The following is a 25683-nucleotide window of genomic DNA, read 5'->3' on the forward strand; positions in this document are numbered from 1 at the left end:
CGTCACAGTGCTGTTGCAGGTTTACATCAACTTGCGGCGGCGAGTCACGCGAATATCCAGATCGGTGATCTTCTTGCGCAGGGTATTGCGATTGATCCCCAATAGCTCGGCGCAGCGGATCTGGTTGCCACCGGTGGCCTCGAGCGCAATCTCGATGAGCGGTGCCTCGATCTCGCGCAGGATCCGGCCGTGCAGCCCAGGGGGCGGCAGGTCGGCGCCGTGCAGGTCGAAATATCGCCGCAGATGCGCCGTGACCGCGCCGGTCAGCGTCTCGCTGCGGCCCGGCTGGATCACCGGCTCGGCGCGCGGCTGGTTGCCGAGGATGGCGGCGATCTCGGCGCGGCCGATCTCCTCGGTCTGGGCGGTGAGCGCGATCCGGCGCACCGCGTTCTCGAGCTGGCGGACATTGCCCGGCCAGCTATAGGCACGCATCATCTCCAGCGCGTCCTCGGAAAAATGCCGCTCGGGCTGGCCGGGCCGGAGGTCGCGGCCCAGGAAATGACCGGCAAGCAGCTCGATATCCTCGATCCGGTCGCGCAAGGATGGCACCTCGATCGTCACCCCGCTCAGCCGGTAATACAGGTCCTCGCGCAGCCGTCCCTCCTCGAGCGCGGTGGCGGGCGAGATGCGGCTGGTGGCCATGAAGCGCGGTGCGTGCTCGCCGGGTGCGTCCATCATCCGCACTACGCGACCCTGCGCCTCCTGCGGCAGATCGCTCACCTCGTCGAGCACCAGCGTGCCACCACGCACTCGCGCCATCACCTGCGACGGCCCGTCGAGATCGTGCAGGTCCGGCGCCGTCACCGTGGCCAGCGGCAGCGTGCGCCGATCAGAATAATCGTGGATCGCGTGCGCCACCAGCGACTTTCCGGTGCCCGATTCGCCGCAGATCATCACCGGCAGATCGCTGTGCATGACCTGCGCCACCACCTTGTAGAGCCGCTGCATAGCCGGGCTGCGCCCTACAAGCGGCAGTTCCTCGGGCCGCTCGTCTTGCCGGGCCGTCGCCGGTGCCCGCTCGCGCGCCTCGAGCGCCCGCGCGGTACGCTTCATCAGGTCGGGCAGGTCGAACGGTTTTGGCAGGTAGTCGAACGCCTCCGCTTCGGCGGCCTTGATCGCGGTCATGATGGTGTTCTGCGCCGAGATCACGATCACCGGCAGGCCGGGCCGGTCCTCGGCGATCTTGGGCAGCATCTCCAACCCGTTTCCGTCGGGCATCACCACGTCCGATATCACCACGTCGCCGCGCCCCTCGCCGACCCAGCGCATTAGCGTGGTCAGGCTCGAGGTGGCGTGCACCCGGCAGCCCGCCCGCGTCAGCGCCTGCGTCAGAACCGTGCGGATCGTGCGGTCGTCATCGGCGACCAGGACCGTGCCGTCCATGGGTCAGTCTCCCTCTTCCTGCGCATCGGCGCGTTGCAACGATATGCGGAACACGGTGCGGCCCGGAACAGAGCTGACCGAGATCCAGCCGCCATGCTCCGAGATGATCTTGGCCGCCAGCGCCAACCCCAGGCCAGTGCCGTTCTCGCGGCCCGAGACGAAGGGCTCGAAAATCTCCTCGGCGATGTCGGGCGGCAGGCCGGGGCCGTCGTCGATGATCTCGATCTGCAGTGGTAGCGCCAGCCCCGCCCCGTCGTTGCGCCGCACGCGAAGCGCGCCGTCGTAATAGGTGTGCAGCCGGATCGTTCCCTTGCCGTCCGGTGCCGCCTCGGCCGCGTTTTTCAGCAGGTTGAGCACCACCTGCAAAAGCTGATCACCATCGCCGAGCGCGTGCGGCAGCGAGGGGTCGTATTCCTCGACAAAGCGCATCCCCGCCGCGAACCCCACCATCGCGGAGCGCCGCGCGCGGTCGAGCACATCGTGCAGGTTCACCCTCCGCAGTACCGGGCGCGTGACATTGCCGAATTGCTCGACCCGGTCCAGCAGTCCGACGATGCGGCGGCTCTCGCCGACGATGAGATCGGTCAGTTCGCGATCCGCTGCGCTTGCATTCATCGACAGAAGCTGCGCCGCGCCGGTGATCCCCGCCAGCGGGTTCTTGATCTCGTGGGCCAGCATCTCGGCCATGCCGATGGCCGAGCGCGCGGCGGCCTTTACGCCGCTTTTCTGCGCCATCCGCCCGGCAAGCTCGCGCGGGGCGAGCAGGATCAGCATCTGCCCCGGTGCGCCCGCCAGCGGCGCGACCTGCAGGTTGCACAGCATCGGCGCGCGCGCCCCGGTGCCGATATCGACATCGTTGACGAAAAGCGGTGCGCCACTGGCCCGTGCGCGCTCGAACGCTTCCTCCAGCGGCGCATCGACGGCCAGCCGGTCCCAGACCGGCTCGCCCGCCACGGCGCGCTGCGACACCAGCATGAAGCCCTCCGCCGCCGGATTGATCCGCACGATCCGGTCGTCGGCATCGACCACCAGTGCGGGAACCGGCAGCGACGCCCAGAGCGGCTCCTCTGCGGTGTCCGTGCTCATGCCGCGCACCGCAAGCCGATGGCCTCTGGCAGGAGCCGCGCCACCGCGTCCGGGGCGGCGGTCAAAACCTGGCGGCGCAGGACTTGCGGCGTGCCGGCGTGGTCCATGTACCAGCCCAGGTGCTTGCGCGCCACGCGCCCGCCCAACTCGCGCCCGTAGAAGGACAGCATCGCGTCGTGATGCGCGGCCATCATCTCCGCCAGCGCGTCGCCTTGTGGCACCGCCGGTGCCTTCGCGCCCCAGAGTTCCGCCGCCACCTGCGCCAGCAGCCAGGGCTTGCCTTGCGCGCCCCGTCCGATCATCACCCCGTCCGCGCCGCTCAGCCTCAGTGCCGCGCGCGCCGAGGCGCTGTCCACGATATCACCGTTGATCACCACCGGCACGCTGACCGCCTCCTTGACCGCGCGCACCGCCGCCCAGTCGGCATGGCCCTTGTAGAACTGGCACCGCGTCCGCCCGTGCACCACGATCATCGACACCCCCGCCGCCTCTGCGCGCGCGGCGATCTGCGGCGCGTTGAGGCTCGCGTGATCCCAGCCCAGCCGCATTTTGAGCGTCACCGGCACGTCAACAGCATCTACCACCGCCTCGACCAGCCGGAGCGCGTGCCCGGGGTCGCGCATCAGTGCCGATCCGGAAGCGCCGGCGCCGCGCGCCCGCGTCACCTTCTTGGCCGGACAGCCCATGTTGATGTCGATGATCCGCGCCCCCTCGCCCGCCAGCATCCGCGCCGTCTCGGCCATTGGTCCGGCCTCGCAGCCCGCGATCTGCACCGAGGTGTCGGCGGCACCGAGGCCCAGCTCGGCCTTTTCGCGCACACCGGGCCGCGCCGACAGCATCTCGCGGCTCGCGATCATCTCGCTCACCACCAGTCCGGCACCAAAGCCGCTCACCAGGTCACGGAACGGCAAGTCCGTGATTCCCGCCATCGGCGCCAGCAGCACCGGCGGTGCGATCACTCTGTCGGCTAGTGAGAACATCTTTGCCCAATCCCTGTGCAACGCCTCTCTTGTAGCCGCCTGCCCCGACTTGCACAACGTGGCAAGGGGAGATTTGGCCAGCTTGCCCGAGGGGTTGCCTATAAAATGGGCAGTTACGCCGCCATTGCGCTTGCGCTTGGCGCGACGTAATCAAGATGCCATGACACGCGCCGCCCTCATCGTCGCCGCAGGCCGCGGCACCCGCGCGGGCGGGGACCTGCCCAAGCAATGGCAGCCGCTCGCGGGCCGTCGCGTGCTCGATTGGACGCTGGCCGCGCTCACCCCCCATGTCGCGCGTGTCGTCCTTGTGCTGCACCCTGACGACATGGAACGCGCGCCCGCAGGCGTCGAGGCCGTGCCCGGCGGGGCCACCCGTGCGGCCTCGGTTCGCGCGGGGCTAGAGAACCTCGCGGCGCACGGAATCATGCCGCGCCATGTACTGATCCACGACGCCGCCCGCGCCACCCCGCCGCGCGGGGTGATCGAGGGGGTGATCGCCGCGCTCGACGCGGGCGCGCCCGCCGCCGCCCCGGCACTGCCCGTGACCGATGCGCTCTGGACCGGCGCGGAAGGCTATGTGACGGGCACGCAGGATCGAATCGGGCTATATGCGGCGCAGACGCCACAGGGGTTTGATTTCGCGGCCATCCTCGCCGCGCACCGCGCCCATGACGGCACCGCCGCCGATGATGTCGCCGTGGCCCGCGCCGCTGGGCTGCCAGTGACGATCACACCGGGCGATGCGGACAATCTCAAGATCACCCACGCGGAGGATTTCGCGCGGGCGGACCGGATATTGGGGGCTACGATGGATATTCGCGTTGGCACAGGCTTTGACGTGCATCGCTTCGGGCCGGGGGATCATGTCATGCTCTGCGGCGTGGCCGTGCCGCACGCGCGCGGGTTGCAGGGCCATTCCGATGCCGATGTCGGGTTGCACGCGCTCACCGACGCAATCTACGGCGCGCTGGCCGAGGGCGATATCGGGCGGCATTTCCCGCCCTCCGACCCGCAATGGAAAGGCACCGAAAGCCATGTCTTCCTGCGCCACGCGGCGAGGCTCGCTGCCGACAAGGGGTTCAGGATCAACAACATGGACGTAACCCTCATCTGTGAAGATCCCAAGATCGGCCCCCATGCGCAGGTCATGCGCGCGGCCATCGCGGGGATGACCGGCGTGGCCCCTGACCGCGTCTCGGTCAAGGCCACGACAACCGAACGGCTGGGCTTCACCGGGCGCGGCGAAGGGATCGCCGCGCAGGCCGCCGTCATGCTGATGAAAGGCCCCGCATGACCCATCTCATTGCCACCTTTCTCTATGTCGGCCACCTGCGCCCCGCCCCCGGCACATGGGGTTCGCTGGCGGCTCTACCGATGGCGTGGGCGCTGCACGTGCTGGGCGGGCCGGTGTTGCTCACGCTGGGCGTTCTCGTCGCCTTCGTATCGGGATGGTGGGCCACCGCGTTGGAAACACAAGGAAAAGACAATCACGACCCTTCCGAGATCGTGATCGACGAGGTGGCGGGCCAATGGCTCGCCCTCCTGCCCGTCTCGGTCGGCGCGGCCCATGCTGGTGTAGCGGTGACCGCGCTGTGGCCAGGCTGGGTGGTGGCCTTCGTGGCCTTTCGCCTGTTCGACATCTGGAAGCCGGGTCCGATCGGCTGGGCCGACCGGCGCGGCGATGCGCTGGGTGTGATGCTCGACGACATCCTCGCAGGCCTTGCGGCGGCGCTCTGCGTGATACTGGGGGCATGGGTCGCGCACGGGATATTCGCATGAAGATTGCCGCGCAAATTCTTGATATAGCGCGGGAACGTGGCGTAATGATCGCCACCGCCGAGAGCTGCACCGGCGGCATGGTCGCGGTGGCGCTGACGGACGTGGCGGGCTCTTCAGCGGTGGTGGAGCGCGGCTTCGTCACCTATTCCAACGCCGCTAAGATCGAAATGCTGGGCGTCTCACCCGGCACGCTCGCCGCCCACGGTGCCGTATCCGAGGAGGTCGCCCGCGAGATGGCCGAGGGCGCGCTCGCCCATAGCGGCGCGCAGCTTGCCGTGGCGATCACCGGCATCGCCGGACCTGGAGGTTCGGAGCACAAACCTGAAGGTCGGGTTTGCTTCGGGCTGGCCATGGCTGGCCACCCGACGCAGGCCGAGACACGGGAGTTTGGGCCGCAGGGCCGCGCCGAGGTGCGCCGCCTGTCGCGCGATCACGCGCTGGTCTTGCTGGCCGAAAGCCTGCGTTGATTTTTTGCCTCTTGTCACCGCAGACGGTAAAATTCCTGCATAAATACGCGCCAGTTTGCAATTTGCCCGTGAATTGATCGCGCTACCATGGCATTGCTGCTTTTTTCCTCGAGCGGACTGCGCTTCACCACATCCGACGCAAATGGGATGGGGATATTTTCCAATGAACGCAGCGGATACTGCTTGGATTATCGTCGCGACGGCGCTCGTGCTGTTCATGACTCTACCGGGGCTGGCATTGTTCTATGGCGGTCTCGTTCGTGCCCGGAATGTGCTCAGCGTCTTCATGCAGTGCTACGCGATTGCCTGTCTGATGAGCGTTCTGTGGTTCGTGGCGGGTTACTCGATCGCGTTTGGCGAGGGTAACGCCATCTGGGGCGGCGCGGGCAAGGCGCTGCTGCGCGGCATCACCGCTGACAGCCTCTCGGGCACCCTGCCCGAGGTTCTGTTCTTCATGTTCCAGATGACATTCGCGATCATCACCCCGGCACTGATCGTGGGCGCCTATGTCGAGCGCATCGGTTTCGGCTTCGTTCTGCTGTTTTCGACGCTCTGGATGCTGCTGTGCTATGCGCCCGTGGCGCACTGGGTATGGGGCGGCGGGTTCCTGGCGGATGGTGGGATTTTCGGCGCCATGGGTGTCCGGGATTTTGCCGGCGGCATCGTGGTGCACGAAACCGCAGGCCTGGCCGCGTTGATCCTCGCCATAACGCTCGGGCCGCGCAGAAACCGCACCACTCCGCCGCACAGCCCCGGCCTTGTCATGGTTGGGGCCGCGATGCTCTGGGTGGGCTGGTTCGGCTTCAATGGTGGCTCGCAGCTTGCCGCCGATGGCGGCGCGGCGATGGCCCTTACCGTCACGCATATCTCGGCGGCCGCGGCATCGCTTTCATGGGCGTTGTGGGAAAAGATCAAGTTCGGGCGGGCGTCTCTTGTGGGCATGGTCACCGGCACAATCGCGGGGCTGGCCTCGATCACGCCCGCCAGCGGCTTCGTCGGGCCGCTCGAGGCGCTGATCATCGGTGCCGTGGCCGGTATCCTCTGCCAGGAGGCGGTCAACCTGATCCGCGACAGGCTGAACATCGACGACACGCTCGATGTCTTTGCCGTGCATGGCGTCGGCGGCATTTTCGGCACGGTGATGATCGCGGTCTTTGGCGCCGGAAGCTGGGCCGCGCAACTGGGATCGCTTGCCATCGTCGGCGTATTCACCGCCGTGGTGACCTATGCCCTGATAAAGATCGTGGGTGCCATCACCCCGCTGCGCGTCGATGCGGAAACGGAGACCAACGGCCTCGACCTGAGCGTGCATGGCGAAAGGGCCTATGACATGACAAGCTAGGGCGGCTGGGGCGCGGGCGGCTCGCAGCCCGCGCTCAACCGTAGAGCGCCTGCGCGCGGACCTCGAAGGCGCGCACGATCCGCTTCATCGCCTCGTGAAAGAACATCTCGGCCGCGGATTGCAAAAATCTGTTCTTGAACGCGAAATCCACGTCGAAACTGACCTCGCAGCCGCCTTCGGCCTCGGCAAAGGACCAATTCGAGCGCATGTGCCGGAATGGACCGTCGAGATACTCGGTCTCGATCCGCCTGTCATCGGGCCATAGCACCACGCGACTGCCGAATCGCTCGCGGAACACCTTGAAGCTGATGACGAGATCGGCCTCCATCACCTCTGAGCCGTCCGCCTGCGGCGTTACCTTGCGCACCCGTGCCGCCGCTGTCCACGGCAGGAACTCCGGGTAGCGTGCCACGTCAGCGACCAGCGCATACATCTGGTCTGCCGTGTAAGGCAGGTGGCGCGTTTCGGAATGTGATGGCATCGCGCCCCCCGGTTTTCCCGTGACAGTGGCGCGGTTTCTCCTAGACTGGGCGCGGATTTTCAAGGGGAAGACATGCCGCAGCGCAGCTACGTGATCGACACGCTCATTTCTGCCAAGCGCATCGCCGCCCGCATCGAGGCGCTGTCGGAGGAGATCGAGGCGGAATTCGCCGGGACGGAAAAGCTCGTGGTGGTGGGGCTGTTGCGCGGCTCATTCATCTTCATCGCCGATCTGGTGCGCGAACTCGATCTGCCCGTGGAGGTGGATTTCGTGGAAACCTCGTCCTACGGCAACGCCATGGAATCGAGCCGCGAGGTGCGCATTCTCAAGGACCTGCGTGGCGATATCGCGGGGCGAGATGTGCTGGTGGTCGAGGATATCGTAGATACCGGGCACACGCTCGCCCACGTGCTCAACCTTCTGAAAAGCCGCAAGCCCGCGCGCCTCAAGACCATCGCGCTGCTCGACAAGCCGTCGCGGCGCGAGGCGGATATACGGGCCGATTGGATCGGCTTCGAGATCCCCGACGAATTCGTCGTGGGCTACGGTATCGACTATGCGCAGCGCAACCGAAACCTGCCCCATATCGGTGCCGTGCGGTTCACCGACCCATGAACATAAACTGGCTCTTGCGGATGGCGCGATGGGCACGCCGTCCGCCGGGGCCGCGCACGGTGCGGCTGTGGCTCATCGTCATCGGCATTGGCCTCGCCTTGGCCGGGATCGAACTTTTCTTTGGCTGGCCCGAAGCGCTCACGCTCGAGCCGCGCCGCTCGATCATGCGGCCCTAAACGCGGTGCACGCAGGCGTTGCTCACGAGCCAATCTCCACGACTTGACCGCCGGTTGAGCGAATTATCACTTTGAGAACGGAGTAATCGGCGTAAACTTGCCTATATTGGAATTGGTCTATTCATCGGGGGGAAGCCATGTTTACGCAGGTGAAATCCGTCCTCGCCCTAATTGGGGCCCTGTTCCAGCGGCTTGCCGCAATCAGTCTCGTCCTGTCTGCCCTGGCGCTCGTGGCGGCCACCACCGCCGCTGCCGTCGGTGCTTTGCCGTGGCTGGAGTTCGAGGTCGCGTTCGGCGGCAAATCCTACGCCAATGCCGGGCAAATTGCTCAGATCGGCGTGACGGTCCTGGCGGTGCTTTTGTGTTTCTACCTGCCATCGAATGCCCGGATCATGGCGCTGGAGACCTCGCATCGCCGCTTTGATATCGGGATGCGGGACATCGCCCGCGCCTATCACGCCGCCCATGCCGCCGACCGCGAGGGCGTGTTTCACCTGTCCTCGGAGTTCGACGCGGTGCGTGAGCGGTTGGCTTGGCTGCGTGAACATCCTGATCTCGGCGGACTGGAGCCCGGACTTCTGGAGGTCGCGGCACAGATGTCGCATATCAGCCAGGAGCTTGCCGATGTCTATTCCGAGGAAAAGGTGGCACGCGCGCGCCAGTTCCTGCACCAGCGGCAGGAAGAGGTGGCCGCGTTCAACGACCGGATCGAGCGCGCCAAGGCTGTCTCTCAGGAATTGCGCCACTGGGCGCACGAGGTCGAGCTTGAAGAGAGCGTCGCGGCGAGCCAGCTTGCCCGGTTGCGCGAGGATCTTCTGGCCGTGCTGCCCGAGCTTGGCATCGAGGAGGTGTTGCGCGCCGACGGCACCGTCATCGATATCCCCCGCAAGGCCGCGGAATAGCACCCTGCCCCCGCGTTTCGCGTTTGACGGGCCGCGCGGGGTGGGGCATGTGGTCTTGCATGGCCAAACCTTCCACCACATTCACCTGCACGGCCTGTGGCGCGAGCCACGCACGCTGGTCGGGGCGCTGCGATGCCTGCGGCGCGTGGAACTCCATCGCCGAGGAGTCGCCCCTGTCGGCGGGGCCGGCCGGCCGGAGCCTCGGGGCGCGGCGCGGTGCGGCGCTCGCGCTCAGCGATCTGGCAACAGAGGAGGCTCCGCCGCCGCGCACCTGCTCGGGGATGGCCGAGCTCGACCGCGTGCTGGGCGGGGGCCTTGTGCCGTCGAGCGCGGTGCTGGTCGGCGGCGATCCCGGTATCGGCAAGTCCACGCTGCTGTTGCAGGCCGCCGCGCGCTTTGCCTGCGCGGGGCTATCGACACTCTACGTCTCGGGCGAGGAGGCCAGCGCACAGGTGCGGATGCGCGCCCAGCGGTTGGGGCTGGAAAGCGCGCCGGTGCGGCTCGCCGCCGCCACCAGCCTGCGCGACATCCTCACCACGCTCGACACCGAGCGTCCCGATCTCGTGATCATCGATTCGATCCAGACCATGTGGTCGGACACGATCGAGTCGGCCCCCGGCAGCGTCGCGCAGGTGCGCGCCGCCGCGCATGAGCTCACGAGCTTTGCCAAGCGGCGGGGCGCGAGTGTCATCCTCGTGGGCCACGTCACCAAGGACGGCCAGATCGCGGGCCCCCGCGTGGTCGAGCACATGGTCGATTGCGTGCTGTATTTCGAGGGCGAGCGCGGGCATCAGTTCCGTATCCTGCGCTCGGTCAAGAACCGCTTTGGTCCGGCCGACGAAATCGGCGTGTTCGAGATGACGGGCGCGGGGCTTGCCGAGGTCGCCAACCCCTCGGCGCTGTTTCTCGCCGGGCGCGGCGCGCCGGCCCCCGGCTCGGTGGTGTTCGCCGGGATCGAGGGCACGCGGCCCCTGCTGGTCGAGGTGCAGGCGCTGGTGGCCCCCACGCCCCACGCCCAACCCCGCCGCGCGGTGGTAGGATGGGATGGCGCCCGGCTTGCCATGGTCCTCGCGGTGCTCGAGGCGCGATGCGCCATCCCGTTTGCCGGGCTCGATGTCTATCTCAACGTGGCGGGGGGCTTGCGCATCACCGAGCCAGCCGCCGATCTCGCTGTCGCCGCCGCGTTACTCAGCGCGCGAGAGGATGTGGCCCTGCCGCCCGAGACTGTAATATTCGGCGAAATAAGCCTCTCGGGTGCGCTGCGCCCGGTGGGCCAGACCGAAAACAGGTTGAAAGAGGCGCGAAAACTTGGTTTCACGTCTGCAATCCTTCCGTCGGACGACAAGACCGGCGGACAGAGCGGCCTCAGCCTGACCCGGATGGGTGATCTGACCGCGTTCGTGGGTGATGTTTTCGGCGCAGGGTAGGCGCCAGCAGGAACAGGACGAGGCATGGACGGTTTCACCATCATCGACGGGGTCGTTGCCCTCTTTATCGTGCTCTCGGCGCTTCTCGCCTATTCTCGGGGTTTCGTGCGCGAAGCACTGGCCATCGCGGGCTGGGTGGCGGCAGGGATCGTTGCCTTCGTCTTTGCGCCGCAGGTAGAACCGCTGGTCAAGGAAGTGCCGGTTGTGGGCGAGTTCATCGCCGACAGTTGCGAATTGTCGATGATCGGTGCGTTTGCCGTGGTCTTTGCCTTGGCGCTCATCATCGCATCGCTCATCACGCCGCTGTTTTCCTCGCTGGTGCAGCGTTCAGTACTCGGCGGCCTCGATCAGGGGGTGGGCTTCGTCTTTGGTGTGGCGCGCGGGGTGCTGCTCATTGCCATCGCCTACTTCGTATACGAGACGGTGATTTCCTCCCAATCGATCGCCATCATCGACAACAGTCGATCGGCACAAGTGTTCTCGCAACTGACCGATACCGTGGCCGCGCAAAAGCCCGAGCAGGCGCTGGGATGGATCACCACGCAGTACGAGCAGCTCGTCGGCAATTGCGACGCGCCCTGAAACGAGCTACGCCGCTTTGACCGCGCGCCGATCGGGATCCTTTCGTGATAGTTTCGTGACATGACCCGGCCAACCGCGTATGAGGTGGGCCAAGCGACATCCACGGATTCGGAGCTGCCCTTGTCCACGTCCGCACCTATGCCCCCCGCCCACCCGTTCGACGACGACAAGCTGCGCGAAGAATGCGGGGTTTACGGCGTAATCGGCCTGACTGACGCCGCGAACTTCGTGGCGCTCGGATTGCACGCATTGCAACACCGCGGTCAGGAGGCCGGCGGCATCGTCAGCCACGACCCAGAGCTTGGCTTCAACTCGGTTCGTCGCTTCGGCTATGTGCGCGACAATTTCACCCGCCAGTCGCTCATGGAGGCGCTGCCGGGGCCGCTGGCCATCGGCCATGTGCGTTATTCCACCGCCGGTTCCAAAGGCGCGGCGATCCGCGACGTGCAACCCTTTTTTGGCGAATTCTCGATGGGTGGCGCGGCGATTGCCCATAACGGCAACATCACCAATGCCGACGCGCTGCGCCGCGAGCTGATCGAGCGCGGCTCGATCTTCCAATCCGGCTCGGACAGCGAATGCATCATCCATCTGATGGCCCGCTCGCTGCAACGCAATATCCCCGAGCGGATGGAGGATGCGCTGCGCCGGGTCGAGGGGGCGTTCTCGGTGGTGGCGATGACCCGCTCCAAGCTCATGGGCGTGCGCGACCCGCTGGGCGTTCGCCCACTGGTGCTGGGCCAGTTGGGCGAAGGCTGGGTACTCAGTTCCGAGACCTGCGCGCTCGACATCATCGGCGCGCGCTTTGTGCGCGAGATCGCGCCGGGCGAGATGGTTGTCATCTCCGCAACCGGCGAGGTCGAGAGCCATTTCCCCTTCCGTCGCCAGAAACCGCGGTTCTGCGTGTTCGAGCATGTCTATTTCTCACGCCCCGACTCGATCATCGGCGGTCGCTCGGTCTACGAGACGCGTCACCAGATCGGGGTGGAATTGGCGCGCGAGGCGCCGGTAGAGGCCGATCTCGTCTGTCCTGTGCCCGATAGCGGCACGCCTGCGGCCATCGGCTACAGCCAGGAATCGGGTATTCCCTTTGCCATGGGGATCATTCGCAACCAGTATATGGGCCGCACCTTCATCGAGCCGACCGAGCAGATCCGCAACATGGGTGTGCGCCTCAAGCTTAACGTCAACCGCGCCCTCATCGAGGGCAAGCGGGTGATCCTCGTCGATGACAGCGTTGTGCGCGGCACCACCAGCCGCAAGATCAAGGAAATGATCCTTGATGCCGGGGCAGCCGAGGTGCATTTCCGTATCGCCAGCCCGCCCACGGCATGGCCGTGTTTCTATGGCGTGGACACGCCGCAGCGCGAGAAACTGCTGGCCGCGACCATGTCCGAGGACGAGATGCGCGAACATCTCAACGTGGACAGCATCCGCTTCATCTCACTCGACGGGCTCTACCGCGCCGTCGGCGAGGCGGGTGGGCGCGATGCCGCATGTCCGCAATACTGCGATGCCTGCTTCTCGGGCGACTACCCGGTGGCACCGACGGACATGATCGAGAAGGGCTTTGAGCTGAAGGCCGCCGAATAGGCCCTCCCAGCAGGCGGAGTTCTGCCGCAGCGCAGAATTCCGCTTTCGCACGCGTGTCGACAGGCGTAGGGCGCAGGTCCGTAGACGGATCACAGGACCATCATGACAGACCAGACAGAGAGCCCCGCGACAACCCTCGCCGCGGCTACGCAAAAGAACGCGTTGCCTAATGAGCGTCTGATCCTTCTGGGCACGATGCACGGCCCCGGCAGCGCGCGGGCCCTATTGCGCGTCGGTGGGCGCGTCGAGACCGTGACCAGCGGCGACCGCATTGACGGGGGCACCGTGGCGGCGATCGGCGACGGGGTGCTGATTCTCGCCCGCGGGCGCACGACCGAGCGCCTCGCCCTGCCCGGGATTTGACGTCCTGTCCTTCGTCGCGCAGAAAACGGGCATGACACCGCCTGCCCTATGGTTTCGTCCGCACCACTTTCTCTGTGCCCTCGGCTTTGCCGGCGCGGGCTATTCCGACGCGTTCACCGCCAACATGACGCGAATCGTGCGCGACGGGCTACGCGCGCCGGGTGGCGACGAGACGGTGATCGAGGTGGCGGGCGCGGCGGATGATATATGCACCCCCTGCCCCAAGCGGCGCGGCGCGCTCTGCGTCAGCCAGGAGAAGATCGCAGCGCTCGACGCGCGTCACGCGGCGGCGCTCGGACTGCGCGCGGGTGCGCGGCTGACATGGGGCGAGGCGCAGGATCTCATCAGGCGTGCAGTTGCCCCCGGCGATCTGGGCAAGCTCTGTGACGGTTGCCAGTGGCTGGAGCTTGGGCTGTGCGAGGCAGCCCTCGCCCGCCTTCATGATGCCAAATGAAAAGGCCGCCCCCGGATGCCCGGGTGCGGCCTGAGTATCGGTTTTAACCGCAGGCTCAGCCGCGCGCCGACAGCGCCTTCCAGCCACCCCAGACGACCATCGCCGCGAGCACGGCCTTGACCGCGTCACCCAGCAGGAATGGGCTCATCCAGTAGGTCCACAGTTCCGGCATGGTCTTGCCCATCACCGCGGCAGGCCAGGCGAGCCCGGGCAGGTAGAGCAGCGCCGAGATCGCGACGCCGCAAATCGCGGTGCTCACGACCCCGCGCGCGAGCCCGCGCTCGACCGCGAGGCCAGCAAGCCACGCCATACCGACAAAGCCATAGAGGAACCCGGCGGTCGGCCCGACCAGCGCCGCACCGTTCATGCCGTTCGCAAAGACCGGCAGCCCCATCGCCCCCTCGGCGAGATAGGCCAGCAGCGCCGCCGCCCCGAGCCGCGAGCCGAAGGTCAGCCCGACGACCAGGATCGCCAGTGTCTGGAGCGTCAGCGGCACCGGAAAGAACGGCACGCTCACTTGCGCCGCCAGCGCGATGAAGAGCGATCCTCCCAGAACCAGACCCGCCTTGCGTACAAGGCCCTCGTGGCCGATCACGGCCTGCGTCAGTGTTTGTTCGCGCATCACGCGTCCCTCCTGTTTCCGTCCCGGACCGACTTTTTCGCCGCACTGCGTCAAAAGTCAAGCGATTGTCCTTGATCCGATCACGCGAGAGTGGGATTTGGCTTTCATGACAGACCTGCATGATTTCCCGATCGCCCTCGTCACCGGCGCGTCCCGGGGCCTTGGGGCCGCGATGGCCGAGGCGCTTGCCCCCACCCATCACGTGGTTGCCGTGGCGCGCACAGTGGGCGGACTCGAGGAGCTTGACGACCGTATCCGCGCTGCGGGCGGACAGGCCACGCTCGCGCCCATGGACATTACCACGCGCGACGCGATGGCACAGCTTTGCCGCTCGATCCACGACCGCTGGGGACGGTTGGCACTTTGGATACACACCGCCGTTCACGCAGCGCCCCTCAGCCCCGCCGACCATGTAGATGCGCGCGACCTCGAGCGCTCCATCGCCACCAATATCAGCGCCACGGGCATTCTCATTCCCTACGTCGCGCCACTTTTGGGCCTCGAGGGACAGGCGGTGTTCCTCGACGATCCGCGCGCGGGCGAGAAATTCTTCGGCGCCTACGGCGCGACCAAGGCGGCGCAGATTGCGCTCGCCCGAAGCTGGCAGGCCGAAACTGCCCGGACCGGCCCCCGCGTGCATATCCTCGCGCCCGCACCGATGGCCACGGCGACGCGCGCGCGCTTTTTCCCCGGCGAGGACCGCGAGACGCTCGCCCATCCCCGCGACGAGGCGGCGCGCCTGTTGGCCTCGCTCGGCTGAGCATCGCTGCCCGCTTGTTGCCGCGCGGCGCAGGCGTTAGACAGGCCGCAGGACAGGGCAAGCAGCGGACAGGGCGGGCGACATGCGCATTCTTATTACCAACGACGACGGCATCAACGCGCCCGGGCTTGCCGTGCTGGAAGAGATTGCCACCGCGCTCGCCGGGGACGGGGGCGAGGTCTGGACCGTGGCCCCGGCGTTCGAGCAATCGGGCGTCGGGCACTGCATCTCCTACACGCGGCCCATGATGATCTCGCAGATGGCCGAGCGCCGGTTTGCCGCCGAGGGCAGCCCTGCCGATTGCGTGCTCGCGGGGCTGCACGACGTGATGAAGGATGCCCGCCCCGATCTTGTGCTCTCGGGCGTCAATCGCGGCAACAACGCCGCCGAGAACGCGGTCTATTCCGGCACCGTGGGCGGGGCCATGGAGGCGGCGCTCCAGGGCGTGCCGGCGGTGGCGCTCAGCCAGTATTACGGGCCAAAAATCCGCGAACTCGACGACCCATTCGAGTGTGCCCGCACCCACGGCCTGCCGGTGCTGCGCCGCCTGCTGGACAAGGGGGTATGGACGCAAGACGATTATGGCATCTTCTACAACATCAACTTCCCTCCTTGCCCCGGGTCCGAGGTAAGGGGCATCCGCGCCGCGCGGCAGGGCTTTCGCCGCGACATGGGCTTTGGTGTGCAGCCGCATGTGGCACCTTCGGGGCGACGTTTTCTGTGGGTTACGGGTGCGCCACAGCATGAGCCGACGAGCCCCGGCTCGGACGCGGATGTGAACCTGCAGGGCTATGTCTCGGTCACGCCGATGCGCGCCGACCTTACGGCCCATGACGCGCTGGAGGCGCTGAAGGCGATCGAATGAGCGACGAGGCCGATCATAGTGCCGAACGCCAGATGCAGTTCCTGTTCGCGCTGCGGTCCCGCGGGGTGACCGATGCGCGGGTGCTCTCGGCGATGGAGCGAGTCGACCGGGGGCGCTTCGTGCGGGGCTATTTTACCGGGCGTGCCTACGAGGACATGCCGTTGCCGATCGCCTGCGGCCAGACCATCAGCCAACCTTCGGTGGTGGGGCTGATGACGCAGGCGCTGCGGCTCTCGCCGCGCGACAAGGTATTGGAGGTGGGGACCGGCAGCGGCTACCAGGCGGCGATCCTCAGCCAGCTTGCGCGCCGTGTCTATACCGTGGACCGTCATCGCCAGCTGGTGCACGAGGCCACCGCGATCTTCAGAGAGCTCGATCTGGCCAATATCATCGCGCTCACCGCCGATGGCAGCTTCGGCCTGCCCGACCAGGCGCCGTTCGACCGCATCCTCGTGACCGCCGCCGCCGAGGACCCACCCGGACCGCTCTTGGCCCAGCTAAAGATCGGCGGTATCATGGTCCTGCCCGTAGGCCAGTCGGACACGGTGCAGAAACTCATCCGCGTGACCCGGCACGAGACCGGGTACGAATATGACGAGCTACGCCCGGTGCGTTTCGTGCCATTGGTCGAGGGGCTGGGACGCGACGGCTGAAACCGGCCGCGCAGAGGCAGGAAATGGACGAGGGACAAGGGGTATCTCAATGCGACATTTGCCACGACAGGTGGTGATCGGCATCGGTATGGCGGCGGGACTCGCGGCGTGCAGCGGGCCGCTCGACATCGACATGCGCGGCGGGTTCGGCAATGCACCGAGCACGGCCGAAGCAGCGCGCACCGCGACCGCCACGCGGCCCGAGCCGGATTCGCGCGGCATCATTTCCTATCCCGGCTACCAGGTTGCCGTGGCACGGCGCGGCGATACCCTTGCCGCGCTCGCCGCACGGATCGGTGCCGATGCCGACGAGTTGGCCCGCTACAACGGTATCCAGACCGGCGACATCCTGCGCGACGGAGAGATCGTGGCGTTGCCGCGCCGGGTGGCCGAGCCCGAGGGCGGACCCATCCGGCCCGACACCGAAATCGCGGCCCTCGCCGACCGCGCCATAGAACGCGCCGACGGCGATGGCATCGCGACCAGCACGCTCGAACCGGCGGCGCAGAGCGAGGCGGGCCAGAACGGGGCGCAGCCCATACGCCACAAGGTCGAGCGCGGAGAGACCGCCTATTCCATTGCCCGACTCTACGACGTGCCGGTGCGCAGCCTCGCCGATTGGAACGGGCTTGGCCCGTCCTTCACCGTGCGCGAGGGTCAGTTCCTGCTGATCCCCGTACCCGCGCCCGACGCACGGCCCCGGACCCGTGACGCGGAGCGAACCAAGCAGCAGCAAGAGGACACCGTCACCGCGCCCGGCGCCGGCTCGCCCACGCCCGAGCCACCGAGTGCCGCGCAGCCCCTGCCCGAAGAAGAGCCCGCCGCGCCCGAGCCGGTGGCCACGCCCGATCTTGGCCAGTCGCAGACCGACAGAAACGAGGCACGTCTCGCCCGACCGCTCGACGGCTCGATCGTGCGTGACTATGACAAGGGCCGCAATGAAGGCATCGACATCTCCGGCGCGCCCGGCGCCGAGGTGCGCGCCGCAGGCGCGGGCACCGTGGCGGCAGTGATCGAGGACAGTGACGGCCGCCCCATCGCCGTCATCCGCCACGATGGCAACCTGCTGACTGTCTATTCCAACCTTGCAGAGCTGAGCGTGGCCAAGGGCGATCAAGTGACCCGCGGTCAAACCATCGGCACACTGCCCAACTCGGGCACCCCGGCGCTGCATTTCGAGGTGCGCGACGGGATCGAGAGTCTCGACCCCAATTCGTTTCTGGGAAGTTGAGCGAGAGGGGACGGCAAACGGGAGTCGCACTTGGGGCCGACACCCTCCCCCGCGCTACCGCGCCGGCGGCGGCGGGGCCGCGCAATGCCCACCTGTGGCGGCCAGCCCTGAGCCGAGCGCAAGCATCGGCGGCGCCGTGTAAGGGTTGAGCGGGTCAGACTGCAACTGATCCAGGGCGACGAGACCCAGAATGCCCAGCCCCACGAGCATTGCCACGTGCACCCGCCTCATTTTCGCGCCTCCAGTCCCAACGCGGGTCGCAGCCGGATCCCCACCCAGGATCCGGCAAAGGCCGCTATGAACCACACCCAGCCATGCGCCGAGCCGGTGGCGACACCGCTGAAGAACGCGCCGATATTACAGCCGAACGCGAGCCGCGAACTGTAGCCCAGTACCAGTCCCGCGACGATCACCGCCACCCAGGCGCGCGCAGGCAGCACGCCGACCGGCGAGGCGAACCCCGCCCGCCACCACGCCACGAGCGCGGCGCCGCCTATGAGCCCCAGATCGGTGAGCGAGGTGACATCCGTGAGCAGACTCGCCTCGACCTGCGCGGCATTGGCCGGGGCGGACCAGAACACCGAGCCGGATAGGTCGCCGCCCACGGCCACCACCGCCTTGGCCACCCATAGCCCGAGGCCGTAGACCACACCCCATGGTTGCCCGGCCACCACGAGGTGCAGGATCGCCAACACCGCCAGCGCCAGCGCCGCCCCCCAGTAACGCGCGGGCAGACGGTGGCTGCCCTTGCGGCCCAGACGAAGCGCCAACGCCGCGATCCCCGCCAGCCCGGCGAGCGTGATCGCGAGCCCACCGGTGCCGTCAAGCGTGGCCACTGGCAAACTGCCCAGCGCCGTCCACCAGCTCAGGTGATAGGCCCCGGCAAAACTGCCGATGGCGAAGAAGGGCAGTGCCACCGCGCCGATGGCATTGCCGCTCCCGGCGTTCACGAGCGTGCCCGAGCCGCAGCCCAGCACCACCTGCATCGCCGCGCCGAAGACGAAGGCCCCGCCCACCATCGCAAAGCCAATGGGGGCGTGCGCGCCCTTCAGCTCGGCCCCGTTCGCAGCGAGAAGCGGCAGTGCCGCGCAGGCGACGATACCGATGGCCAGAAGTTGCGCCAGAAGCCCCGAGGCATCCCCCTCCAGGATCATTCGTCGCCACGGGCCGGTAAAGCCAAAACGGAACCCCTCTAGCGCAAGGCCGAAGCCGAGCCCGATGGCCAGGATTGCACCCGCGCGCGGCCCGGCACTCAGCGCCACCGCCATCACCAGCGCCGCGACGAGAACCATCACCCCCGCGCGCAACAACGCACCGGGGGCAGAGGACGGGGCCGCGTGCGCGGTGGCCTGTGTCATGGGCGCCTCAATACTTGCCGGTGATCTTGTTGAGCAGGTTCTGGATGAGGCCCGGCACGTTGGCCATCTCCAGCCCCGCGTTGGACCAGCCGACCACCGATTCCGGGTAGAGCCGCACGCCCTCGATCCCGGCGATCTCGCTCAGCGCGAACCAGTTGGTCGCCGCCCAGTGCCCGGTATTGCAGAAGGATACCAGCCGGTCGCCCTGCATGAATCCGTTCTCGGCGGCCAGTTCACGCACGAGGTCTGTCTTGATGAGCGACGGCTCGTCCTCGCCGAACCAGCGGTCATGGGTGAAATACTGCGATTGCGGGATGGTGCCGGGCCGCGCCGCCGCGCCATGCTTGGTCTCGCCCCGCCAGAACGCCTCGGGGCGGGCATCGACGAGGGTCGCCTCTTCACGCCCCTCGACAATGGCCTGCACATCCGCGCGCGTGGCCAGCCATTCGTCGGAGAAGCTCACGGTGATCGCGCTCGGCGCGATGTCGGGGGCCGCGCCGGTCTTGATCGCGGCCTCGGCTTGCTCCCACGCATTCATGCCGCCGTTGAGCACCTCCAGATCGGTGAATCCGCTGGATTTCAGCGTCCAGTAAACCCTTGCCGCCGAACCGAAATCCGTCTGGTTGCTACCCTGGTGGACGATTACCACGGGCGTGTCGGTTTCGAGGCCAAGGTTGCGAAGCACCTCGGTCAGATGCGCCTCGGTCACAAGCTCGCCGGGGTTTTCCGACGGCCCGCGAAAGAGGCCATAGGGTGCGTTGCGCGCGCCAGGGATGTGGCCCGCCTCGTAGGCGGTCGGCGCGCGGATATCGAGCACAACCGGTGCCTCGGCGGCGTCCAAAGCGTCATCGAGCGCCGCGGGGGTCGTGAGCGGGCCGTTCGACGCCTGCGCCGCCAGCGGGATCAGCGCCATCCCAAGCACCAACGCCGCCTGTTTCAATCTCGTCAGCATGGAGCCTCTCCCATCCCTGTGGTTGATGCAATCGCTTGAGACATATTCCCAGAGCCTGTCGGCAACAAGCCTGTCACAGTGATCTCACGGGCTGTTGAGCCCCGCCACGTCCCGGCGCGCGGGCTCAGGTATCGAGCGGCAGCGCCCGTTCCACTACCCGCGCGAAGAACGAGGCGCCGAGGGGCGCCACCGCGTCGTTGAAATCGAACGCCGGGTGGTGAAGTGCTGGCCCCGCGCCCTGCCCGAGAAACAGATAGGCGCCGGGCCGCTCGGCCAGCATATAGGAAAAATCCTCGGCTCCCATCTCGCGCGTGCGATCCGCGATCACGGCTGCATCTCCAACCACTTCCCGCGCGATTTCCGATGCAAATTCCGTAGTTTGCGGATCGTTTATCGTGGGCGGATAGCCGGACTCGAACTCCACTTCCGCGCGCACGCCATGTGCCGCCGCCACGCCCGCGGCCACCTCGCGCAAGCGGCGGTGCGCCATGTCCCGGACGCCCTCGGCAAAGGTGCGGATCGTCGCGCCGACATAGGCGCGTTCGGGGATGACGTTGTCGGCGCTGCCCGCGTGGATCTGCGTGACCGAAATCACGAGGTCGTCGAGCGGGTCGCGGTCGCGGGTGATAATGGTCTGAATTGCCTGGACAATCGCCACCGCCGCCGGGATGGGATCGCGCGCCTCGTGGGGCATGGCGCCGTGCCCGCCCTGCCCGATTACGTGGACATGGAGGGTATCGACGGCGGCCATGATCGGCCCTGGCGTGGTCTCGAACGTGCCCTCGGGCGCGCCGGGCAGGGTGTGGAGGGCATAGACCTCGGCCACCTCGTGGCGGTCGAGTGTGCCCTCCTCGACCATAAGCTGTGCGCCGCCCGGTCCTTCCTCGGCGGGCTGGAAGAACAGCACCGCGCGCCCGGCGTAATTTCTTGTTTCTGCAAGATATTTTGCTGCACCAAGCAACATGGTCGTGTGCCCGTCATGGCCACAGGCATGGGCGCGCCCCGGCACGGTGCTGGCGTGCTCGGCACCGGTCAGGTCGTCCATCGCGAGCGCGTCCATGTCGGCGCGCAGACCGATGGACCGACCGGGGGAGCGGCCCTCGATCACCGCGACAACGCCCGAGCGGGCGACCCCCGTTTCGATCCGGTCCACGCCGAACTCACGCAGCTTTTCCACAACGAATTCAGCGGTTTCAAAGCAATCCAGCCCAAGCTCTGGGTGGGCGTGCAGGTGCCGCCGCCACGCGGTCATTTCCTCGGCGAACCCGGCTATGCGATTGATTGCGGCCATGTCTGGACATCCCTTTCGTCTGTCGTCACGGTGGCAACAGACAGCAATTTCAAGGGCGCTGCAATGGCCGACGATACCCTTCTGCACGACCCCGATGGTGGGATGCCCCGGTTGATCGAGATCATGGCGCGGCTGCGCGATCCCGAGACGGGCTGTCCCTGGGATATCGAGCAGGATTTTGCGAGCATTGCCCCCTATACCATTGAAGAGGCTTATGAAGTTGCCGATGCCATCGAGCGGGGCGACTGGCGGGATTTGCGCGCGGAGCTGGGTGACCTGCTGTTGCAGGCGGTGTTTCATGCACAGATTGCGCGGGACAAGGGGCTGTTTGACATCGAGGATGTGGCGAACGCGATTTCCGACAAGATGATTGCCCGCCATCCCCATGTTTTCGGGGAAGAAAACCGCGACAAGAGCGCCGAGCAGCAAACCCGCGACTGGGAGGCGGTCAAGGCCGCCGAGCGCGCCGCGTCGGGCGAAAGCGGCACGCTCGACGGGGTGGCGCTGGGGCTGCCGGCGCTGTTGCGGGCGGTGAAGCTGCAGAAACGCGCCGCGCGGGTTGGATTTGATTGGCCGGAAACATCACATGTTCTCCGAAAGATAGAAGAAGAAGTTCAAGAATTACATGAGGCGTCAGAAGGGGGTAACCCGGATGAAATCGAGGAAGAATTCGGCGATCTGCTGTTCGTCATGGCCAACCTCGCGCGGCACATGAAGCTGTGTCCCGAGACCGCGCTGCGCCGCGCCAACGCCAAGTTCGCCCGCCGATTTGCCCGCATCGAGGAGCTGTTGGCCGAGGACGGACGCCGCCCCGAAGAGAGCGACCTCGCCGAGATGGACGCGATGTGGAACGCGGCCAAGGCCGAGGAGAAACTGTAGGTTCAGAGCGCGAACCGCACGGTTCGCGCGTTTCACCGCGCGGTGCGTTCAGGTATTGAACAGGAAATGCAGCACGTCGCCATCCTTGACGACGTAGCCCTTGCCTTCGGCGCGCATCTTGCCGGCCTCTTTCGCCGGGGTCTCGCCGCCGCAGGCGATGAAATCCTCGTAGGCTATGGTCTCGGCGCGGATGAAGCCCTTTTCGAAATCGCCGTGGATCACGCCCGCCGCCCGGGGCGCGGGGGTGCCCTCGGGGATGGTCCAGGCGCGCGCCTCCTTGGGGCCGACGGTGAAGTAGGTCTGAAGGTGCAGGAGCGCGTAGCCCGCCTTTATGAGCCGGTCGAGACCGGCCTCTTCTAGCCCCATCTCGGAGAGGAACATTTCCGCCTCTTCGGCGTCGAGCTGGGCGATTTCCTCTTCGATCCGGGCGGAGATGACGACATGGCCCGCGCCTTGCGCCTCGGCCATCTCTGCCACCGCGGCGGAATGGGCGTTGCCCGTGGCCGCGCTGCCCTCGTCGACATTGCAGACATAGAGTACCGGCTTCGCGGTGAGCAGCTGCAGGAGCCGCCACGCGCGGGCGTCCTCGTCATCGACCTCGACAGTCCGGGCGGGGCGGCCCTCTTCCAGCGCGGCCTGGGCGTCGGCCAGGAGCCGGTCGGCCTGCACGGCCTCCTTGTCGCCACCCTTGATCTTTCGCACCAGCCCGGCGCGGCGTTTCTCGATGGAATCGAGATCGGCCAGCATCAATTCGGTCTCGATCACCTCGACATCGGCCACCGGATCGACGCGGCCATCGACATGGGTGACGTCGCCATCCTCGAAGCAGCGCAGGACGTGGGCGATGGCATCGACCTCGCGGATATTGGCGAGGAACTGGTTGCCGAGACCCTCGCCGCGGCTCGCGCCCTTCACGAGGCCCGCGATATCGACGAAGGTCATGCGCGTGGGGATGGTCTGTTTCGACCCGGCGATCCCGGCCAGCCGGTCGAGCCGGGGATCGGGGACCGCGACCTCGCCCACGTTGGGCTCGATCGTGCAGAACGGAAAATTCGCCGCCTGCGCGGCGGCGGTGCGCGTGAGCGCGTTGAAGAGCGTGGACTTGCCCACGTTGGGCAGGCCGACGATTCCCATCTTGAAGCCCATCTGCGGCCCCCTTCGATCCTAGGTCGGGGGCATCTACGGGGCCGGGCGGGGCAAGGTCAAGCCGGGCATTGATTTTCCCCGCCGATTGCGCCAAACCCGCGCGAACGTGACAGTTGAGAGGCCGCCTCCATGACCCGCATCGACGCCAGATTCGCAGAGCTTCGCGCCGCCGGACGCAAGGCGTTCGTGTCCTACATCATGGCGGGCGACCCGGATGCCGACACCTCGCTGGAGGTGATGAAGGGGCTGCCGGGCGCGGGCGTGGACATCATCGAACTGGGCGTGCCGTTCACCGACCCGATGGCCGACGGCCCGACCATTCAGCTGGCCGGGCAGCGGGCGCTGGCGGGGGGCATGACGCTGGAGAAGACGCTGGCGATGGCGCGTGCGTTCCGCGAGGAGGACGATACCACGCCGATCGTGCTGATGGGGTATTACAACCCGATCTACAATCGCGGGGTGGACAAGTTCCTGACCGATGCCAAGGCGGCCGGGATAGACGGGCTGATCGTGGTCGATCTGCCGCCCGAGGAGGATGACGAGCTGTGCATTCCCGCGGCGAAGGCGGGGCTCAACTTCATCCGGCTGGCGACGCCCACCACCGATGACAAGCGCCTGCCCAAGGTGCTGACCAATACCAGCGGGTTTGTCTATTACGTGTCGATCACCGGGATCACCGGGGCGGCGGCGGCCGAGGCCACGGATGTCGGCCCCGAGGTGGCGCGGATCAAGGCGCAGACCGATCTGCCGGTAATCGTGGGTTTCGGCATCCGCAGCCCCGAGACCGCGCAGACCATCGCCGGGGTGGCCGATGGCTGCGTGGTTGGCTCGGCCATCGTGGGCGAGATGGCCGCGGGGCGCCCGGTGGTCGAGGTGCTGGAGTTCGTGCGCGGACTGGCGGAGGGCGCGCACCGGGCGTGAGGTGCCGCTGACCGCGGGCGGATGGTTTGCCACATCGCGCGGCGGGCGGGCAGTCGCCTCAGGCCAGGCCCATGTCGCGGGCGAGCATGGCGGCATGGGTGCGGTTGCGGGCACCGAGTTTGCGCGACAGCGTCTTGAGATGAAGCTTGACCGTCACCTCCTGGATCGAGAGATCGCGGGCGATTTCCTTGTTGGATTTGCCGTCCGAGACACCGGTCAGCACGTCGCGTTCGCGGGCGGTGAGGGCGATATCGGCCTCGGCACCGGGGTCGCGGTCGGAATTCAGGAAATCGCAGGGCGCGAAGGTGTCGCCCCCGAGGATGCGCCGCACCGCCGAGATCAGCGCGCGCGGCGCCAGCGTCTTGGGCAGGAAGCCCGCCGCGCCCGCGCGCAGCGCGCGCCGCGCCACCTCGGGCGGGGCGGTGCCCGACAGGATCGCCACCGGGCAGCCGGCCTGTTCGCGCATCCGCGCGAGACCGGCGAGCGCCGCCATTCCCGGCATCCGGTAGTCGAGCAGCACGAGGTCGAACCCGTCCTGCGTGCGCACCATTGCAAGGGCGTCGTCGAACCTGCCGGCCACGGCCACGTCAAAGCCCCCCTCGCTGCGCAGGTAGGCGGCGAGCGTGTCGCGCACGAGGTCGTGATCGTCGGCGAGCAAAACGCGGCTCATCTTGTCTCCGGTTCGGTGAGTGTTCGTCTTGACAGAAGGTCGAGTGTAGTCTGGCGTCACAGGAATGACAAATGCGTGATTGCACGCCGGACCGCAAGACGTCACCCCGGGCAAAAGCATAGGAGGGCTGGGCACGCGCCTGAAATTGCCGAAACTGGTTGCGCACGAACAGGGAGGGATCATGCTGCACCGCATTGCCGCGATCATCCGGGTCGTCCGCGCGTTCGGACTGTGCCTCGCCGTGGCATGGGCGGCAACGTGGCAGCCGTTGGAGGCGGAGGCGCAGGCACGGCTGGACATCCTCGCGCCCGACGGCACGCGGCTCGCCGCGCTCGACCGCGCGGACCTGACCGCGCTGCCGCAGACCGCGTTCACGACGCATACGATCTGGACCGAGGGGGCGCAGCGTTTCGAAGGCGTGTCGCTGGCCACGCTGCTCGCGCGGACCGGCATCAGCGCCCGGCGGCTCGACCTCGTGGCGGTGAACGATTACACCGTCTCGCTGCCGGCCGACGAGATCGGACCGGTCTATCCGGTGATCGCGCACAGCCGAAACGGTGCGCCGATGAGCCTGCGCGACAAGGGGCCGTTCTGGCTGGTCTACAATTACGACAGCGACCCCGATTTCCAACGCGAGACCGTCTACATGCGCAGCATCTGGCAGCTTGACCGGATCACCGTGCATCCGGCGGCGGAGTGAGGACC

General features: G+C 67.1%; 30 protein-coding genes. 19 read left to right on the plus strand and 11 right to left on the minus strand.

Going from position 1 to position 25683, the window contains the following annotated elements:
* Positions 1-21: 21 nt before the first annotated feature.
* From AC13D8_RS08155 to dusB, 3 genes are read right to left on the minus strand one after another with little or no spacing between them, the layout of a single operon-like run.
* Positions 22-1383 (minus strand): response regulator, encoded by a 1362-nt coding sequence (locus tag AC13D8_RS08155; RefSeq protein ID WP_482968437.1) that lies wholly within the window; start codon positions 1381-1383, stop codon positions 22-24.
* 3 nt (positions 1384-1386) lie between these two features.
* A complete protein-coding gene (locus AC13D8_RS08160; RefSeq protein ID WP_482968438.1) occupies positions 1387-2469 on the minus strand; it encodes a two-component system sensor histidine kinase NtrB in 1083 nt (360 codons plus the stop codon).
* The gene (gene dusB / locus AC13D8_RS08165; protein WP_482968439.1) at positions 2466-3449 is read right to left on the minus strand and encodes a tRNA dihydrouridine synthase DusB; all 984 of its coding nucleotides are present in this window, start codon (positions 3447-3449) and stop codon (positions 2466-2468) included. The genes AC13D8_RS08160 and dusB overlap by 4 nt, the downstream gene beginning before the upstream one ends.
* A gap of 160 nt (positions 3450-3609) precedes the next feature.
* On the opposite strand from dusB, the gene ispF reads away from it, so the two are divergent.
* The 4 genes from ispF (at position 3610) to AC13D8_RS08185 (ending at position 7037) form a co-directional block, all read left to right on the plus strand.
* Positions 3610-4743: a 2-C-methyl-D-erythritol 2,4-cyclodiphosphate synthase gene (gene ispF / locus AC13D8_RS08170; protein ID WP_482968440.1), complete on the plus strand. Its 1134-nt coding sequence runs from the start codon at positions 3610-3612 to the stop codon at positions 4741-4743.
* Complete coding sequence (locus tag AC13D8_RS08175) at positions 4740-5228, plus strand: phosphatidylglycerophosphatase A family protein (RefSeq protein ID WP_482968441.1); 489 nt, start codon at positions 4740-4742, stop codon at positions 5226-5228. Before ispF ends, AC13D8_RS08175 begins: the two co-directional genes overlap by 4 nt.
* On the plus strand, positions 5225-5695 hold the full coding sequence (locus AC13D8_RS08180; protein WP_129431721.1) for a CinA family protein: 471 nt from the start codon (positions 5225-5227) through the stop codon (positions 5693-5695). Before AC13D8_RS08175 ends, AC13D8_RS08180 begins: the two co-directional genes overlap by 4 nt.
* 163 nt (positions 5696-5858) lie before the next feature.
* Positions 5859-7037 carry an ammonium transporter gene (locus AC13D8_RS08185; RefSeq protein ID WP_482968442.1) on the plus strand — a complete coding sequence of 393 codons (1179 nt, stop codon included), beginning with the start codon at positions 5859-5861 and terminating at the stop codon, positions 7035-7037.
* Between the two features lie 34 nt (positions 7038-7071).
* Here AC13D8_RS08185 and AC13D8_RS08190 read toward each other — a convergent pair whose 3' ends face one another.
* A complete protein-coding gene (locus AC13D8_RS08190) occupies positions 7072-7518 on the minus strand; it encodes a type II toxin-antitoxin system RatA family toxin (protein WP_482968443.1) in 447 nt (148 codons plus the stop codon).
* 72 nt (positions 7519-7590) lie between these two features.
* Between AC13D8_RS08190 and hpt the strand changes: the two genes are divergently transcribed.
* The 8 genes from hpt to AC13D8_RS08230 all read left to right on the plus strand — a co-directional run bounded on the left by hpt (position 7591) and on the right by AC13D8_RS08230 (position 13630).
* Positions 7591-8133, plus strand: coding sequence for a hypoxanthine phosphoribosyltransferase (gene hpt, locus AC13D8_RS08195; RefSeq protein ID WP_482968444.1), 543 nt, complete (start codon positions 7591-7593; stop codon positions 8131-8133).
* Positions 8130-8309 (plus strand): hypothetical protein, encoded by a 180-nt coding sequence (locus AC13D8_RS08200; RefSeq protein ID WP_129431718.1) that lies wholly within the window; start codon positions 8130-8132, stop codon positions 8307-8309. The genes hpt and AC13D8_RS08200 overlap by 4 nt, the downstream gene beginning before the upstream one ends.
* Positions 8310-8446: 137 nt before the next feature.
* Entirely contained in the window at positions 8447-9211 is a 765-nt protein-coding gene (locus AC13D8_RS08205) for a DNA repair protein (protein ID WP_482968445.1), read from the plus strand.
* Between the two features lie 59 nt (positions 9212-9270).
* On the plus strand, positions 9271-10638 hold the full coding sequence (radA, locus tag AC13D8_RS08210) for a DNA repair protein RadA (RefSeq protein ID WP_104018020.1): 1368 nt from the start codon (positions 9271-9273) through the stop codon (positions 10636-10638).
* Between the two features lie 24 nt (positions 10639-10662).
* Complete coding sequence (locus AC13D8_RS08215) at positions 10663-11220, plus strand: CvpA family protein (RefSeq protein ID WP_104018021.1); 558 nt, start codon at positions 10663-10665, stop codon at positions 11218-11220.
* Positions 11221-11358: 138 nt separating this feature from the next.
* Positions 11359-12813 (plus strand): amidophosphoribosyltransferase, encoded by a 1455-nt coding sequence (gene purF / locus AC13D8_RS08220; RefSeq protein ID WP_482968446.1) that lies wholly within the window; start codon positions 11359-11361, stop codon positions 12811-12813.
* A 102-nt stretch (positions 12814-12915) separates the two neighbouring features.
* Positions 12916-13176: a hypothetical protein gene (locus AC13D8_RS08225; RefSeq protein WP_482968447.1), complete on the plus strand. Its 261-nt coding sequence runs from the start codon at positions 12916-12918 to the stop codon at positions 13174-13176.
* A gap of 31 nt (positions 13177-13207) precedes the next feature.
* A complete protein-coding gene (locus AC13D8_RS08230; RefSeq protein ID WP_482968448.1) occupies positions 13208-13630 on the plus strand; it encodes a DUF1284 domain-containing protein in 423 nt (140 codons plus the stop codon).
* 55 nt (positions 13631-13685) lie between these two features.
* Here the strand turns inward: AC13D8_RS08230 and AC13D8_RS08235 are convergent, their stop codons facing one another.
* Complete coding sequence (locus tag AC13D8_RS08235) at positions 13686-14252, minus strand: biotin transporter BioY (protein ID WP_482968449.1); 567 nt, start codon at positions 14250-14252, stop codon at positions 13686-13688.
* A gap of 106 nt (positions 14253-14358) precedes the next feature.
* Here AC13D8_RS08235 and AC13D8_RS08240 point away from each other — a divergent pair, with 106 nt between their 5' ends.
* The 4 genes from AC13D8_RS08240 to AC13D8_RS08255 all read left to right on the plus strand — a co-directional run bounded on the left by AC13D8_RS08240 (position 14359) and on the right by AC13D8_RS08255 (position 17761).
* Complete coding sequence (locus AC13D8_RS08240) at positions 14359-15012, plus strand: SDR family NAD(P)-dependent oxidoreductase (RefSeq protein ID WP_482968450.1); 654 nt, start codon at positions 14359-14361, stop codon at positions 15010-15012.
* An 82-nt stretch (positions 15013-15094) separates the two neighbouring features.
* Positions 15095-15877, plus strand: a complete 783-nt coding sequence (gene surE / locus AC13D8_RS08245) for a 5'/3'-nucleotidase SurE (RefSeq protein WP_482968451.1) — start codon at positions 15095-15097, stop codon at positions 15875-15877.
* Positions 15874-16530 (plus strand): protein-L-isoaspartate(D-aspartate) O-methyltransferase, encoded by a 657-nt coding sequence (locus tag AC13D8_RS08250; RefSeq protein WP_104018028.1) that lies wholly within the window; start codon positions 15874-15876, stop codon positions 16528-16530. The genes surE and AC13D8_RS08250 overlap by 4 nt, the downstream gene beginning before the upstream one ends.
* A gap of 49 nt (positions 16531-16579) precedes the next feature.
* Positions 16580-17761, plus strand: a complete 1182-nt coding sequence (locus AC13D8_RS08255; protein WP_482968452.1) for a peptidoglycan DD-metalloendopeptidase family protein — start codon at positions 16580-16582, stop codon at positions 17759-17761.
* Between the two features lie 54 nt (positions 17762-17815).
* Here AC13D8_RS08255 and AC13D8_RS08260 read toward each other — a convergent pair whose 3' ends face one another.
* The 4 genes from AC13D8_RS08260 to AC13D8_RS08275 all read right to left on the minus strand — a co-directional run bounded on the left by AC13D8_RS08260 (position 17816) and on the right by AC13D8_RS08275 (position 21362).
* Positions 17816-17992: a hypothetical protein gene (locus AC13D8_RS08260; RefSeq protein WP_164989161.1), complete on the minus strand. Its 177-nt coding sequence runs from the start codon at positions 17990-17992 to the stop codon at positions 17816-17818.
* Entirely contained in the window at positions 17989-19119 is a 1131-nt protein-coding gene (locus AC13D8_RS08265; RefSeq protein ID WP_482968453.1) for a YeeE/YedE thiosulfate transporter family protein, read from the minus strand. Before AC13D8_RS08265 ends, AC13D8_RS08260 begins: the two co-directional genes overlap by 4 nt.
* Positions 19120-19126: 7 nt before the next feature.
* Entirely contained in the window at positions 19127-20071 is a 945-nt protein-coding gene (locus tag AC13D8_RS08270) for a sulfurtransferase (RefSeq protein ID WP_482968454.1), read from the minus strand.
* A 124-nt stretch (positions 20072-20195) separates the two neighbouring features.
* Entirely contained in the window at positions 20196-21362 is a 1167-nt protein-coding gene (locus tag AC13D8_RS08275) for a M20 aminoacylase family protein (RefSeq protein ID WP_482968455.1), read from the minus strand.
* Positions 21363-21425: 63 nt separating this feature from the next.
* Between AC13D8_RS08275 and mazG the strand changes: the two genes are divergently transcribed.
* On the plus strand, positions 21426-22241 hold the full coding sequence (mazG, locus tag AC13D8_RS08280; RefSeq protein ID WP_482968456.1) for a nucleoside triphosphate pyrophosphohydrolase: 816 nt from the start codon (positions 21426-21428) through the stop codon (positions 22239-22241).
* Positions 22242-22289: 48 nt separating this feature from the next.
* On the opposite strand, the gene ychF is transcribed toward mazG, so the two are convergent.
* Complete coding sequence (ychF, locus tag AC13D8_RS08285) at positions 22290-23387, minus strand: redox-regulated ATPase YchF (protein WP_482968457.1); 1098 nt, start codon at positions 23385-23387, stop codon at positions 22290-22292.
* Between the two features lie 129 nt (positions 23388-23516).
* On the opposite strand from ychF, the gene trpA reads away from it, so the two are divergent.
* Complete coding sequence (gene trpA / locus AC13D8_RS08290) at positions 23517-24308, plus strand: tryptophan synthase subunit alpha (protein WP_482968458.1); 792 nt, start codon at positions 23517-23519, stop codon at positions 24306-24308.
* A 58-nt stretch (positions 24309-24366) separates the two neighbouring features.
* Here trpA and AC13D8_RS08295 read toward each other — a convergent pair whose 3' ends face one another.
* On the minus strand, positions 24367-24978 hold the full coding sequence (locus AC13D8_RS08295; RefSeq protein WP_482968459.1) for a response regulator transcription factor: 612 nt from the start codon (positions 24976-24978) through the stop codon (positions 24367-24369).
* Between the two features lie 181 nt (positions 24979-25159).
* Here AC13D8_RS08295 and AC13D8_RS08300 point away from each other — a divergent pair, with 181 nt between their 5' ends.
* Entirely contained in the window at positions 25160-25678 is a 519-nt protein-coding gene (locus AC13D8_RS08300) for a putative pterin-binding protein (RefSeq protein WP_482968460.1), read from the plus strand.
* The last annotated feature ends 5 nt before the right edge of the window (positions 25679-25683 follow it).

Source organism: Roseovarius sp. B-10 (assembly GCF_056859295.1).